General features: G+C 60.9%; 16 protein-coding genes and 1 tRNA gene. 8 read left to right on the top strand and 9 right to left on the bottom strand.

Annotation, left to right across the window (positions count from 1 at the left end):
- Positions 1 to 51 precede the first annotated feature (51 nt).
- Both USDA257_RS17890 and pcsA read right to left on the bottom strand, forming a co-directional pair.
- Positions 52 to 1,029 (bottom strand): quinone oxidoreductase family protein, encoded by a 978-nt coding sequence (locus USDA257_RS17890; RefSeq protein WP_014764355.1) that lies wholly within the window; start codon positions 1,027 to 1,029, stop codon positions 52 to 54.
- A gap of 9 nt (positions 1,030 to 1,038) precedes the next feature.
- The gene (gene pcsA / locus USDA257_RS17885) at positions 1,039 to 1,764 is read right to left on the bottom strand and encodes a phosphatidylcholine synthase (protein ID WP_014764354.1); all 726 of its coding nucleotides are present in this window, start codon (positions 1,762 to 1,764) and stop codon (positions 1,039 to 1,041) included.
- A 275-nt stretch (positions 1,765 to 2,039) separates the two neighbouring features.
- Here pcsA and USDA257_RS17880 point away from each other — a divergent pair, with 275 nt between their 5' ends.
- Positions 2,040 to 3,251: a UbiH/UbiF family hydroxylase gene (locus USDA257_RS17880; RefSeq protein WP_014764353.1), complete on the top strand. Its 1,212-nt coding sequence runs from the start codon at positions 2,040 to 2,042 to the stop codon at positions 3,249 to 3,251.
- Here USDA257_RS17880 and USDA257_RS17875 read toward each other — a convergent pair.
- Complete coding sequence (locus USDA257_RS17875) at positions 3,219 to 4,181, bottom strand: AEC family transporter (RefSeq protein WP_014764352.1); 963 nt, start codon at positions 4,179 to 4,181, stop codon at positions 3,219 to 3,221. The two genes, USDA257_RS17880 and USDA257_RS17875, sit on opposite strands and share 33 nt — an antisense overlap.
- 30 nt (positions 4,182 to 4,211) lie before the next feature.
- Positions 4,212 to 4,958 carry a cytochrome c biogenesis CcdA family protein gene (locus USDA257_RS17870; RefSeq protein WP_041414372.1) on the bottom strand — a complete coding sequence of 249 codons (747 nt, stop codon included), beginning with the start codon at positions 4,956 to 4,958 and terminating at the stop codon, positions 4,212 to 4,214.
- 275 nt (positions 4,959 to 5,233) lie between these two features.
- On the opposite strand from USDA257_RS17870, the gene USDA257_RS17865 reads away from it, so the two are divergent.
- From USDA257_RS17865 to USDA257_RS17855, 3 genes are all read left to right on the top strand, one after another.
- A tRNA-Lys gene (locus tag USDA257_RS17865) sits at positions 5,234 to 5,309 on the top strand.
- A 189-nt stretch (positions 5,310 to 5,498) separates the two neighbouring features.
- Positions 5,499 to 6,122 (top strand): hypothetical protein, encoded by a 624-nt coding sequence (locus USDA257_RS17860; RefSeq protein ID WP_041414370.1) that lies wholly within the window; start codon positions 5,499 to 5,501, stop codon positions 6,120 to 6,122.
- Positions 6,119 to 6,883 (top strand): hypothetical protein, encoded by a 765-nt coding sequence (locus tag USDA257_RS17855; RefSeq protein WP_014764350.1) that lies wholly within the window; start codon positions 6,119 to 6,121, stop codon positions 6,881 to 6,883. The genes USDA257_RS17860 and USDA257_RS17855 overlap by 4 nt, the downstream gene beginning before the upstream one ends.
- Positions 6,884 to 6,901: 18 nt before the next feature.
- Here USDA257_RS17855 and USDA257_RS17850 read toward each other — a convergent pair whose 3' ends face one another.
- The 4 genes from USDA257_RS17850 to USDA257_RS17835 all read right to left on the bottom strand — a co-directional run bounded on the left by USDA257_RS17850 (position 6,902) and on the right by USDA257_RS17835 (position 8,870).
- Positions 6,902 to 7,207 (bottom strand): hypothetical protein, encoded by a 306-nt coding sequence (locus tag USDA257_RS17850; protein WP_014764349.1) that lies wholly within the window; start codon positions 7,205 to 7,207, stop codon positions 6,902 to 6,904.
- Entirely contained in the window at positions 7,182 to 7,439 is a 258-nt protein-coding gene (locus USDA257_RS17845; protein WP_041414367.1) for a hypothetical protein, read from the bottom strand. Before USDA257_RS17845 ends, USDA257_RS17850 begins: the two co-directional genes overlap by 26 nt.
- Before the next feature lie 172 nt (positions 7,440 to 7,611).
- On the bottom strand, positions 7,612 to 7,839 hold the full coding sequence (locus tag USDA257_RS33040; protein WP_014764348.1) for a hypothetical protein: 228 nt from the start codon (positions 7,837 to 7,839) through the stop codon (positions 7,612 to 7,614).
- An 812-nt stretch (positions 7,840 to 8,651) separates the two neighbouring features.
- Positions 8,652 to 8,870 carry a hypothetical protein gene (locus USDA257_RS17835; RefSeq protein WP_014764347.1) on the bottom strand — a complete coding sequence of 73 codons (219 nt, stop codon included), beginning with the start codon at positions 8,868 to 8,870 and terminating at the stop codon, positions 8,652 to 8,654.
- A gap of 344 nt (positions 8,871 to 9,214) precedes the next feature.
- Here USDA257_RS17835 and USDA257_RS17830 point away from each other — a divergent pair, with 344 nt between their 5' ends.
- The 3 genes from USDA257_RS17830 to USDA257_RS17815 all read left to right on the top strand — a co-directional run bounded on the left by USDA257_RS17830 (position 9,215) and on the right by USDA257_RS17815 (position 11,138).
- Positions 9,215 to 9,616 (top strand): DUF1236 domain-containing protein, encoded by a 402-nt coding sequence (locus USDA257_RS17830; protein ID WP_014764346.1) that lies wholly within the window; start codon positions 9,215 to 9,217, stop codon positions 9,614 to 9,616.
- Between the two features lie 582 nt (positions 9,617 to 10,198).
- Complete coding sequence (locus tag USDA257_RS17820) at positions 10,199 to 10,606, top strand: DUF1236 domain-containing protein (RefSeq protein ID WP_014764344.1); 408 nt, start codon at positions 10,199 to 10,201, stop codon at positions 10,604 to 10,606.
- A 229-nt stretch (positions 10,607 to 10,835) separates the two neighbouring features.
- Positions 10,836 to 11,138 carry a hypothetical protein gene (locus tag USDA257_RS17815; RefSeq protein WP_041414363.1) on the top strand — a complete coding sequence of 101 codons (303 nt, stop codon included), beginning with the start codon at positions 10,836 to 10,838 and terminating at the stop codon, positions 11,136 to 11,138.
- Between the two features lie 15 nt (positions 11,139 to 11,153).
- On the opposite strand, the gene USDA257_RS17810 is transcribed toward USDA257_RS17815, so the two are convergent.
- Positions 11,154 to 12,185: a GlxA family transcriptional regulator gene (locus USDA257_RS17810; protein ID WP_014764342.1), complete on the bottom strand. Its 1,032-nt coding sequence runs from the start codon at positions 12,183 to 12,185 to the stop codon at positions 11,154 to 11,156.
- A gap of 248 nt (positions 12,186 to 12,433) precedes the next feature.
- On the opposite strand from USDA257_RS17810, the gene USDA257_RS17800 reads away from it, so the two are divergent.
- Positions 12,434 to 13,084 (top strand): outer membrane protein, encoded by a 651-nt coding sequence (locus USDA257_RS17800; protein WP_014764341.1) that lies wholly within the window; start codon positions 12,434 to 12,436, stop codon positions 13,082 to 13,084.
- Positions 13,085 to 13,151: the final 67 nt, after the last annotated feature.

The following is a 13,151-nucleotide window of genomic DNA, read 5'->3' as shown; positions in this document are numbered from 1 at the left end:
GCTGCCCTCTTTTTCCCTCTTTCAAAATCCCCTGGCGCCTTGAGGCGTCGATCAGGGAATCAGCAGTGTCGTTCCACTCGTTTTTCTTGTTTCGAGATCCGTATGCGCTCGGCCGGCCTCGGCGAGCGGATAGGTCTGATGGATATTGATACGCACTTTGTTGCTTTGCACAACATCAAACAGGGAATTTGCACACGCCTCCAGCGCCGGCCGGGTCGCGACATAGGTGAAAAGCGTCGGGCGGGTCGCGTAGAGCGCCCCTTTCTGCGCCAGGATGCCGATATTGAACGCATCCACCGGCCCGGAAGAATTGCCGAAACTCACCCAAAGACCGCGCGGCTTCAGGCAGTCGAGCGAAGCCGGATAGGTGTCGCGACCGACCGAGTCATAGACGACGTCGACGCCTCGTCCGCCCGTCAATTCCCTGACGCGGGAGACGAAATTCTCCGTTCGGTAGTTGATGACATGGTCGTAGCCGTGGGCGAGCGCCAGATCGATCTTCTCCTGCGACCCGGCCGTGCCGATGACCGTCGCGCCAAGGGCCTTCGCCCATTGTCCGGCAATCAGCCCGACGCCGCCGGCGGCCGCATGAAAGAGCAAGGTCGTCTCGGGTCCGACCTTGAAGGTCTGATTGAGCAGATATTGCGCGGTCATCCCCTTCAGCATCATCGCCGCCGCCGTTTCGAGGCTGATCCCATCCGGAACCTTGACGAGCTGCGAGGCATCGACGTTGCGTTCGCTTGCATAGGCGCCGTCGGCGGAAGCATAGGCGACACGATCACCGACGGAAAACATGCTGACGCCGTCTCCGACAGCGGTCACGATGCCGGCACCCTCCTTGCCCGGAACGAAGGGCAGACCGGTTGCCGATTTGTAAAGACCGGTTCGGAAATAGACGTCGATGAAGTTGAGGCCGATGGCGACTTGCCGGATCTGCACCTCGCCGGGTCCGGGCGCCGCGAGCGTCACGCCCTCCATCTTCAAAACTTCCGGTCCGCCGAGTTCGCGAACGACGATCGCCTGTGGCATGAGCAACTCCTAAGTGCGCCCGAGATTGGGAAAAAGCTGCAGAACAAAACCGATGACATAGAGATAGATCCCCGTTGCCACCACGCCGAGGAACACCCAGGGCGGCGTCTCGAAATGCAGAAGCAAGGCGTACATGCCCAGCACCGACCAGACCAGAAAGACGCCGAGATTGAGGGGCCTCAACCTTTTCACGCGCACCGGATGCAGGAAGTTGATCGGCAGGAACGTCAGCACGACAGAAAGGAAAACAACAATTGATGCAGTCACTTCGCTCGCCTGGATGACAAACAGCGTGAAGACGACCATGTTCCAGACGACCGGGAAACCCGAGAAGAAATACTCATCCGTCTTCATCCCCATATCGGCATAGTAGATGGCGCTCGACACGACGATGGCGCCGGCCGCCACGAAGGACCAGGGTTCGCCGATCATGCCGCTCTGGTAGAGCGCGAAGGCAGGCAAGAGCACGTAGGTCACGTAGTCGATGACATTGTCGAGCGTATCGCCCGACCAGTTCGGCAGCACTTCCTTGACCTGAACCTTGCGCGCGATCGGGCCGTCGATACCGTCGACGAGCAGCGCCAGCCCCAGCCACCAGAACATGTCGACGAAACGGTGTTCGGCCGCCGCCACCACGCCGAGAAACGCCAGGAACGAGCCGGATGCCGTGAGAATATGCACCGAAAAGGCGCGGATTTCGGCATAGGGAACGGGCTTATAGTTGAAGAATTTCATCTGCGAATGCCGCCCCATCCCTTCGTTTCGTCTTTCGCGCCATCGCCGGACCGCCGCTGACCCGCGAGTGACGGCCCTTCGGCGGTTAATATGCACCGATTGCGAGGCATCGCCAGCAAAATTCACCTCCGTCAACCTTCAAGCGTAATTGTCCTGTGGACACGCGACAAATGCGTCTGCGCCGATTCAGCCCATTTATTTCAATGGGCTAAGCGGGTACAACAAACCCAAGAAAGTGAGTTGGAGGCGGACAACCGCCCCGGAAGGTGCCGGCCATGCAACATCATGACATTGCCATCATCGGCGCGGGACTTGCCGGCTCGCTCGCGGCGATCGCGCTAGCGCGCGATGGCCACCGCGTCGCGCTCATCGGGCCGAGGCCGGTCATCGCCGACGGACGCACCACGGCCCTCATGGACCAATCGATCGAGTACCTCAAGGCGCTCGCTCTCTGGGACGAGGTCGAGCCGCTGACGGCGCCGCTGGTCGCTATTCACATCATCGATGGCACCAAGCGGCTTCTGCGAGCGCCACCGGTCAATTTCCGCGCTGCCGAGGTGAGTCTCGACGCGTTCGGCTATAATATTCCGAATGCCCCCTTCCTCGAAATCCTCGAAAAGCACGAAGCGAGCCTGCCGACGCTCGAGCGGATCACCGCCCCGGCCATGACCTTCGACTTCGGCGAAGTCGAGGTGCGGGTGGGCCTGGAGGACGGGCGAACGATCACCGCGGATCTCATCGTCGGCGCCGATGGCCGACGGTCTGTCGTGCGCGAGGCAGCCGGGATCGAAACGTTCTCATGGTCCTATCCGCAAACGGCGGTCGTGCTGAACTTCGGCCACGAGCTGCCGCACCAGGAGGTTTCGACGGAGTTCCATACGGAAAGCGGTCCGTTCACGCAGGTGCCCCTGCCGGGCAACCGCTCCAGCCTCGTTTGGGTCCAAAGGCCGCGCGACGCGGAGGAGACGCTGAAACTTCCGACAGACGTTCTGTCGCGCACCATCGAGGACCGAATGCAGTCGATTCTCGGGAAGGTCACGGCCGAAGGGACGCCGCAGTCCTTTCCCCTCTCCGGCATGACCGCCCGCCGCTTCGGCAAAGGACGCGCCGCGCTTGTCGGCGAAGCGGCGCATGCTTTCCCGCCGATCGGTGCGCAGGGGCTCAATCTCAGCCTGCGTGACGTGATGACGCTCGTTGAACTCGTCGGCCGGCCGACCGGCGGGCATCTGGCGGCAGATACAGGGGATCGTTTCGACGGCCGCCGCCGCATGGACATCGTCAGCCGAACCGCAAGCGTCGACCTGCTCAACCGGTCGCTGCTCTCGGATTTCCTGCCCATCCAGGCGCTGCGGGCGGTGGGCCTGCAATTCATCGCCTCCGCCGGTCCGCTGCGGGGCCTGCTGATGCGCGAAGGCATTCATCCAGGCAGCGTGCTACGGTCGCTCAAGGAAAGCCTACGGGAAAAGATCGGCCGGCAGCGCGCTTGATCGCATGAGATAGAGCAGGCCGGTCACCGTCGCGACCGAGATCAGCGTGGTGATCAGGATCGTCGCGGAGGCACGCTCCTGCCAGATGCCATATTGATGGCCGATCACGAAGACGTTGGTGGCAGTCGGCAAGGCGGCAAGCAGCACCGCCGTCTGCATCCATACGGGGTCGTAGGTGCCGACCAGGCTCAGCGCCAGATACATGAGCACCGGATGCAGCACGAGCTTCGCCGGAACGATGTAGCCGATCTCGACGGGAATACGCTTCAGCGGACGGAGCGCCAGGGTTATGCCCATGGCAAACAGCGCACAGGGCGCGGCGGCCTGCGCGAGGTAATCGATCAGTCTCTGCAGCGGCGTCGGCGGCTCGAGCGCCAGGAAGGCGGCCGCCACGCCGGTGAAGGTCGACAGGATGAACGGGTGAAGGGCGATCCGGCTGACAATACCGAGGGCAAGGAACAGCGGCTTCTGCTTGCGCCCGCCGGCAAGCGCCATCATCGCCGGGGCAACGGTGAAATGCGCGGCATTCTCGAAGCAGAAGATCAGCGCCACCGGCACGGCGGCGGCCTCTCCGAAAGCGAGCAGCGCCAGACCGGGTCCCATATAGCCGATATTGCCATAGGCCCCGGCAAAACCCTGGATCGTCGCCTCGGCGACCGTGCTCCGGCGCAGGAACAGGCCGATCGAAAAGATCAACACGAAGACGACATAGGTCGTCCCGACGCTGGTGAGAATGAAGTCGGCGCGAGTCAGCTCTTCGACGGGCGTGCGCGACACCAGTTTGAAGAAGAGCGCCGGCAGCGCCAGATAGACGATGAAGGTGTTCAGCCAACCCATCGCCTCGCCGGGGTGCTCGACAAAGCGCGCCGTCAGGTAACCGAGAAAGATGAGCCCGAAAAAGGGCAGCACCAGGCCTGCAATGTCCGTCATCTTCTCCCCCGGTCCGGCTTCCGGCCTTGCTTAGCCGATTTGCGACAGGATCGGGAAGGTCTGCTGGAACCAGATTGCAACCGAGCTGATGAAGCCTAAGACGAAGGCAAGGCCGGCGAGCACGAGAAGCGCGCCCATCAGCTTCTCGACCAGACCGAGATGGCGGCGGAAACGCATGAGGAAGCGCATGAAGGCCTCGGAAAAGCCGGCGGCGATCCAGAACGGCACGGCAAGGCCGAGCGAATAGATCGCCAGCAGCATCGCCCCGTCGCCGACGGTCTCGCGCGCCGCGGCGACGCCAAGGATGGTGCCGAGCACCGGGCCGATGCAGGGTGTCCAGCCGAAGGCGAAGGCAAGCCCCATGATATAGGCGCCCGACAGCGTCGCCGGCTTGCCGCCCCCATGAAAGCGCGCCTCGCGGGCAAGTAGCCCGATGCGAAGGACGCCGAGGAAATGCAGCCCCATGATGATGATGATGATGCCGCCGATACGCGACAGCAGATCGATATACTGCCTCAGCAGGAGGCCGATCGACGACGCCCCTGCCCCGAGCGCCACGAAGACCGTCGCAAAGCCGAGCGTGAAGAACAATGCCGCTGGCAGGACCGCCCGTCGCGTATTGCCGACCGCCGCAGCATCTCCGCCGCGGAACTGATCGACCGAAACGCCGGCCATGTAGCAGAGATAGGGTGGGACGAGCGGCAGGACGCAGGGGGAGAGAAAGGAAAGAGCGCCTGCAAGAACGGCGGTCCAGATGGAGACATCGGCAATCGACAAATTCAGAACTCCGGCACTCGGCTGGTGGCTTTCTTACTCGCATGTATACAGCGACACCAATCACCTTTCGGCGATCATTTTGCCGCACCGGCATGGTCGGCCGGGGGTGCCGGAGGATGCTGGTGCGGGCTTCGCTCCTGGGAGCAGCGGCCTGCGACTTCCCTTATCCCAGAGAGGGTCTAGAATCCTGGTCTGGCGCAATTTTTCGGTTGACCGGCGCGAAGCTCGCGTGCATATGTCCGCCCACTCCGCCAGGCTTCACAAGCCGGGCACGGGAGCGCGTAGCTCAGCCGGTAGAGCAACTGACTTTTAATCAGTAGGTCCAGGGTTCGAATCCCTGCGCGCTCACCAAAAAATCCTTTAAAATCAGTTGCTTGCCGGACACACTAAAAGCACGTTAGCTGGCTTGTGTCTGCGGCTAACGCCCCGCTAACGAGTTACCATGGGCTCCGCGAGGTTTTTCTACTTATTCATCGCGCTAGACACCTCAATGTTGCCCGCCATAATATTTTTTTGGGCGAATCACAACTGGGGCGAGCAATGTCTACCGAAGATCTTGATGCACTTCTTGAGCGAATGCCTAAAATTGCGGAAGCCGTGAACGGTTTCAACTCAGAAGCAGTTCAGCAGGAGGCGTTCTCTTCGCTTGTAGCAGCGTTCGGCGGACATCACCGCAAATCGCATGTGCAGCCCCCAAAACCTGCGGAACAAAACCCAGCACTCGAGGAACAGCAATCCGAGCCACAGCGCGGCACTGAGACCGTGAGCAGTCCACCGCCTACATCGCAACAGAAGAGGCGTAAGAAGGGTGGGGGTAACTCAAATGGGTGGTCTCCGGTTGACATAGACTTGCATCCTGAAAACGAACAGAGTTTTGAGGATTTTATTGCCGAAAAGCAGCCCACCAACGATCAAGAGCGTTACGCCGTAGTCGTCTATTATCTCGAAGAGACTTTGAAGCTGAATCCGATTACGATGAATGAGATCGGCACGGTATTTCGTCGGACCAATGCTTGGAAGGAGCCGACCAATCTTCGTTCGGGGTTGCAAAACGCGGCTTTCCGTAAGCTCTACATTGATGTTTCAAACATGAGCAATATTAAGATAACGACGGCGGGAAGAAACTTTGTGAGGCGTGAACTTCCGCACAAGGCGTCTAAATGACAACTAATGCCGTAACCGTGCTCGCAAACATTCCTGATTGCCTTCGCACCCCTCTTGTTGACGAGTACAACAAGATCGCCAAGAACTTTCGCGAGGGCCGATGGGAGCCCGCCGAGTTGAGCGGCGGCAAGCTTTGCGAGATTGTCTACTCCATATTGAAGGGCCACGTTGACGGCTCTTTCCCAAATGCCCCTTACAAACCCAAGAGCATGGCGGATGACTGCCGCAAGCTGGAGCAGGCGGGTAGCACGTTTCCTCGATCAATACGAATACAGATTCCTCGCATGCTTATTGCCCTCTATGAGGTGCGCAACAATCGCAACGTGGGACATGTGGGCGCTGACGTCGATCCCAGTCACATGGACGCATCTGTCGTCTTCGCGATGTGCCAGTGGATAATGGCCGAACTCGTCAGAGTTTTTCACAGCGTCTCAACGGACGAAGCCACGGCAGTTGTAGAAAGCTTGATCGAAAGACCGGTCCCACTTCTGTGGAAGGTAGGCGAGCGGACCCGAGTGCTGGGCCCCGGCATGAGCGCCAAGGACAAGATGATGGCTCTGCTTTATGGCTCAGCCGGCCCCATGACTGTGCGCGAGGTTGTGGATTCCATTGAGTATAGCAATCCCACTCGATTTCGCACGGGGATCGTGATTCCTGCGCATAAGGCCGGTCTAATCGACTTCAACTCTAAGACCAGCGCTCTTGTGATCTCTCCACTCGGTCAGCAGTACGTGGAGAAGAACGTACCTCTCACCATTTAGTGGATCGCGCGCTTTAGTTTAGCGATCTCGGCGGCAAAGCCCCCCGGCTTCTGCGCGCTGCGGCGCGGCGTAAGCCTCCCCCTCCTCAGCGATCCAGTTGATCGCCGCCATCTCGGCTTCTTCGCGTCCACGCGTGCCGTAGATGACGACCTTGCCGTCCTTGATGCCGAACTTATGCTCGGCGATGAACTGCGCCACGGCACCATTGAGCAGCTCCGGCCTGATCCGGCGCGACAGATGCTCGCGCACCGTCTCGACTACCCGCCGCCGGTTACCCTCCTCCTTCAGCCGCGTATTTTCACTGCGCAGCCTGTGGTCCTCCAAGGTCCTGGAGCGTCGGGCTGACGACGACGATCTGCGCCGCTGGGACGAAGAGTGCCGTCTGGATCACGAGGAAGGCCGCGACGGTGGACTTGCCCGATTGACGCGAGCACAACAGGAGGGAGCGCCGGGGGTTGGCACGGAGCAGGTTCGCCTGCCACGTGTCCGGTTGTATGCCGCACTCTTGGGCCATGACGACGGGGTCCAGTGCACGGGCGAGGTCACGAGCCAGCATCAGCGCGACCTCTGCGAGAGGAGAAAAGGGGCAGACCGGCGCGCATCGGGCGAACGAGAAGGAGGAGACCCGATACGACGCACAGGGAAACCAGCCGGAGACCTGCGCGTCGGCGCTGCCGGCCTGCCTGTAACCAGCACACGGGGCGGCGCTGGTACTCGGGGGATGCTCTTCATGAGCCCGCCTCCCCGCTACCGGGTACGGGGCCGCTGGCGTAGGAATGGTCTATCACCATGTCCTCGGCAAACCGCGTCTCCAGACCCTGGAGCACCAGCGCCACGGCCTGCCGCGCCTCAGGAAAGCCCCGTAGCGCCTTGACCAACTCAGTGCGCATCTCGATGTAGACCGGGGACACGAGGGTATTGTTGGTGATCTGGGTGCCGGTGTTCAGGTCGCCCAACAGCTTGCCCGTCAGTTCGTAGTTGCGGCGCCGCTGCCGTGTCCATGACCTCCTCGGCGGCGTCCATCATGGCGAAGAGCCGGTGGCGTAGCGCCACGATGTTCGACAGCAGCGACTGCGGCTCTGTCTCGCGCAGCCGGTCGAGGTCCATCGGTAGTTCCGGCCCGGCCAAGAGGGCGGCGAAAGGTAGTTGGTCCGTCACGGTGTCCGGCAGGGGCCGGGGGACTCCAAAGCCAGCGAAAGGGGCTTCCGCCTAAAACACCTTTGCGCCAACTCCTTGGAAACGCTTCCTAAAACGTATGCGTAATGCCTTAAAGCCGTTAAAGCCCTTCGCGCGGCGCGCGTATATACGCTTATGCGTTCGTACGTACGCTCGATCATGCGCGTAAGACCCCGGCCTTTACAGCGCCTCCGGCAGCAAAGGCCCTCCTACCCCGGTCCACGCCGCCTTAGCCGCGCCCCTCCCGCGCGGAACGAGCGCCCAGACCGTGGCACGATCGACCGCTCTCGCGGCGGGGCGGGCTCTAAGGTAGGGTCGGCGGGGCCTAACGCTCTCCAGCGGCCTCCTACGGCGTTTTTACGGGCGGGCGACCCTTGCCGCCAAAACGGTTGCGGCGCGACAGGGATTTGAGTCCTTACCGCGCCGCCGTAGTGTTGTTCGCTCGTGTCGCAATTACCATGCAGCCACCGTCAAATCGGTGGCGACGCCGGTTGCCGGGGCAGCGGCACCTCTATCGGCCCGTCGAAGACCAGATAGATCCCAGGCGGGTCACGAGTAGGCGCCTCCGGGTCAAGGTCGATCGTCCCCCGACTCACTGCGTCCCCGATAAACGCTGCCGCAGAAAAGGCACGGTAAGCATTTTCAGCAGCACCGGATCGCGGACGCCGAGGTCATAGGTGAAGATCAAGCGTGTGAGGATGCCCTCTGCGACTGCGCTGTCGCGGGATGTTTGATAATCCTGCAGCAACTCCTCGAACACGACGCTGAGCATGTCGGCATCGTGAAGAGCGATGGGAGGTTCAATTTCCATAGCGCATCTCCTCCATAGGCGCGACAGCGGTATGACATCATCGGCGCCCTAAATATTCCCGCTAAGGACGGACGCACGGGATGCCTTCCTGCACGATACGCCGACCCTCAAAACTCCATGGCACTGGTCATCATGATGCCGGGTGTCGACACTCTGAATTCGGGCGACAATCGCAGTATTAAGTCGCTACATTCTTGCGCCTCTGAACTGACGTGAAATAAAGCTCGCACAACCCGCGCGGCGGATGCTCAGCCGTCAAAACTTTCATTCGGACCAAAGTCCAAGGGAGGGAACTCTTTCTGTGCCTCTTCGTTAGTTCCCGACTTCAACGCGAGGACGTGACTATGAAGAAGCTAGTAATTATCACCGCTGCGGCAACGCTACTTTCCGGGGCCGCAGTGGCCCAGCAAAACGACGGGAAGAACGCGGCGACCGGTATGGTGGGTGGTGCCGCAACCGGCGCCATTCTTGGGGGGCCGGTTGGCGCAGGAGTCGGCGCAGTTGTCGGCGCCACACTAGGCGGCGCACTCACTCCGCCTCCTCCGGAGGTTGTGACCTATGTCCAGCAACAGCCTGCGGCTGCTTCCGTGGTCGTGCAGCAGCCGGTTGTTGTCGGCAAGCCGATCCCTGAAACGGTGGTGCTGACGCCGATCCCGGATAACCCGGCCTATGCATTTGCAATGGTCAACGAGCAGCGTGTGATCGTTGAGCCAAAGTCTCGCACTGTCGTTCAGGTCATCAACTGACCGCTGAGGCAGCATTTTCCCACGATATAGCCTCCCGGCACAGCGGGTGTGTTGGGGGGTTGTAGGATTTTTTCTCGTCCCAACCTCTCAATACCACGCAAGTTGCTCCTCAGTCGTTGGACGAAACTTGCAAGCTGTGTTCCCAAAGAGACTGACGGGGCGAGGCTTTTCTGTTTTCATCCCACCTGTTCTTCAGATGCGATTCGGCGGAAAGAGCATGGTTTACGATCGGCAAGGAAAACGCAGGCGATTCCTGCTAGTGCTCAAATTCTTCGGCGCGCTGGCTCTGCCAGTCCTTATGCTCGGCTCCGCGATTGCGGTCGCCGAGTGGGCGAAAAACGAAACCCCTGCGATGGAGTTTGCCCGCACACCGGCGGTTTGGCGTTAGATTCGGTAAGGATCGCAATCCGCCCCTCTCGATCGAGACGCAGGAACCATCACGCGCCGTGGTTAGTATTCACAAGATTACGTAAATGTAACATTGCGTTACTATAAGACATACCCGGAAATGTGAAAGTCATATTAAGGAACAAATAAAATTGTGTGGCGTTGTACCCCACGTATAGCAAGGGAGTACGACAGATGAATGCCAAGATCATCATTGCTACTGCGATCGCGACCGGCATCTTTGCAGCGCCCGCTATTGCAAATGACAACAATCAAGGTGCGGTAACTGGCGCCGCAGGCGGCGCCGTTACTGGCGCGATTGTTGGCGGCCCCGTTGGTGCCGCCGTCGGTGGCGCGGTTGGGCTGGTTGCCGGAGCGGTGATCGCCCCGCCGCCACGACAGGTTACGACCTATGTTCAGCAGCAGCCGGTCCCGGCTGACACGGTCATGATCAAGGAGCAGATCGCCGTCGGCCGACCGCTGCCTCGCACGGTTGTTCTGACACCCGTTCCGGAGAATCCTGCCTATGCGTATGCTGTCGTCAATCAGCAGCGCGTTATCGTCGATCCAAAGACCTATACGGTCGTCCAGATCGTCCAGTAAGGGCCAGGGGCCTTTCGCTCAGCGGAGCGGAAGGCCCTTCCCTCATGTTCGCGCCCGCGACGGCATTTATGCCGGAAGGCACGACTGTGACTTATACACATCGACCACCCAACAAAATTCAGTAGCGCGAGAATTCCCCTTTCGTTCGGAGCAGATTCGCCCTCTATCAAGCGAGACCAAGGAAACGACCCGGCACCTTCCTTGTCGACCCATCCGGAGGCCTGCCGCCATGTTCACCGCCCTGCTGATTGCTTCGCTTGTGGCACCTTCCGGTGGCGCTTCCGCCGCAGCCAGCGTGGATGACCTGCAGGCTGATTTCGAGACCGCCGTCGCCTGTCGGCAGATCGATGGTCGCAAGGTGTGGAAGGGAGAAATCGCCTACTACATCCAATCCTTTGTCTATGGGGGCGAGACGGCGGCCGCGGAAGAAGTCGCCGACGCGGTGCTGCCGGAGGACAACACGCCGGAGACCGTCAAGGAATTCGAAGAAGCCTGCGCGCTGGCCGGATCCGGCCCTCACGCCCGAAACTAGGGTCAGGACCTAGACTTACGTTTGCGCTAGAGAACTGCCCGCTGTCTGAGCGCTCGCCGCGCGATTGGCGCTACGCATCTTCAATGGACTCGCCCCATATTCCCGCCGATAGGCACGCGAGAAGGCGGAAAGACTGTCGAAGCCGCAGCGCAGCGCGATGTCGCGCATCGGGATGCCCGAATCGCGGACGAGCCGATGAGCAACCTGCAATCTCAGGCGCAGGTAATAGGCGCCGGGACTGATCGACAGCCCCTTGGCAAAAAGCAATTCGAGCTTGCGCTGCGAAATGGCGAGCCGCCGCGCCAGGGCCGCAACCGTCATCGGTCGCTCCAGCGTGCGTTCCATCAGCCTTATGGCACCGGCGAGCTCCGGATCGCGCGCTTCGATGCGTCCGAGCGAGACGAAGGGCTGAACATCGGTCGGGCTGTGCATCTGGTCGTAGACGAAGATGCTCGCGACATCGAGAGCCAAGGCCGGGCCCAGCCGCTCGGTGATCAGATGCAGCATCATGTCGAAGGTCGGCGAGGCTCCACCCGAGGTCCAGTATTTGCCGTCCATCACGAAACGGTCGCCGATCACCGTCAGGGCCGGAAACGTCTGGCTGAAGTCTTCGAGTTCTTCCCAATGGGCCGTCGCCTTGCGGCCGTTGAGCAATCCGGATCGGCCAAGCAGCCAGCAGCCCGATTCGATACCGGCGACGATGTCGAAATGGCGGGCGCATTCCTGCAAGGCCGCGAGAAACCGCTTGCCGACGTGCCGCTCGAGATTGAAGCCGCCGATGACCAGGAGAAGGTCGCCCGCAAGCGGCAGCGAGAACCGGCCATCGACCGAAATCGGGATGTCGCAGGTCAGCGTCACGGCCTGCCCGTCGCCCGAGAGAAGGCGCCAGCGAAAGACCGGCCGGCCGGCAACGCGATTGGCGGCCCGCATCGGATCGAGAACCGAAGCGAGCGACATGATGGAGGAGTCCGGCAGAACCACCACGACCACGTCAATCGGAGAACTCTTTTCGGCAGCCGCTGGCATGCGCATAATGTCAAATTTCATGCGCAGGATGTCAACGCGTAAAATCGCGTTCGGGCATTATCAAGAAGCAATCGGTCTCTTCCGCGCGGCCTTGCAGCCCCGCGCAGAGACGTTCCCCTTTCCGCGATTTTCCGGGCGGGCCGGCTGGAGGCAATCCACCGGCCTGTTTTTTCGCCGCACGCGCAAGTGATACCGAAAAGCGCCATTTTTCGCAGACTTGTTCCCGATAAGTTGCTACTCTCGTCGTCGGACAACAGAAGGCATCTGTGATGATCAGAAACGTGCTTGTTGCAATGTTCGGCGCCTCCATGGCCGCCGGAACAGTCTATGCGGCAGACATCACCGAAGCTCCGGAACCGGCCCCCGCGGCCATTGAAACGACGCCCACCTTCGTTTGGACCGGCGGCTATGTCGGGCTGCAAGGCGGCGGCGGATGGCTGAACAGCGATCTCAGCGTTCCGGGCGCCAGCGCCTCGGAAGACTTCAACGGCGGACTTTTCGGCGCCTTCGCCGGCTATAATTATCAGATCGGCGACTGGGTCGTCGGCGTCGAAGGAGACGTCAGCTACAATTGGAACGACAAGAGCTTCACGGTCTTCGGCGCGAGCACGGAGGTCGGGACGGACGTCTCCGGATCGGTGCGCGGCCGGGTCGGCTATACGCTCGACGAGAAGGCGCTTCTTTACGGCACCGGTGGTTGGGCGGTCACGCGCGGATTCGTCGACGTCGCCGGGGCGCCCAAGGAGAAGGAAACCTTCAACGGCTGGACGATCGGCGGTGGCATCGACTACGCCTTTACCAACAGCATGTTCGGCCGCGCCGAGTATCGCTACAATGACTTCGGCGACAAGGACATCGGCGGCGCCAATGTCGATCTCGACCAGCACCAGTTCACGGTGGGGGTCGGCGTCAAATTCTGAATTCTCCAGTGCCTCCCGACCTCAACCCCGGCCCTGCCGGGGTTTTTTCTGGAAATTCGGCGGTCAA

The organism is Sinorhizobium fredii USDA 257 (genome assembly GCF_000265205.3).
Classification (GTDB): domain Bacteria; phylum Pseudomonadota; class Alphaproteobacteria; order Rhizobiales; family Rhizobiaceae; genus Sinorhizobium; species Sinorhizobium fredii_B.
The sequence above is the reverse complement of the archived record's forward strand: the minus strand, read 5'-3'. Positions and strand labels throughout refer to the sequence as shown.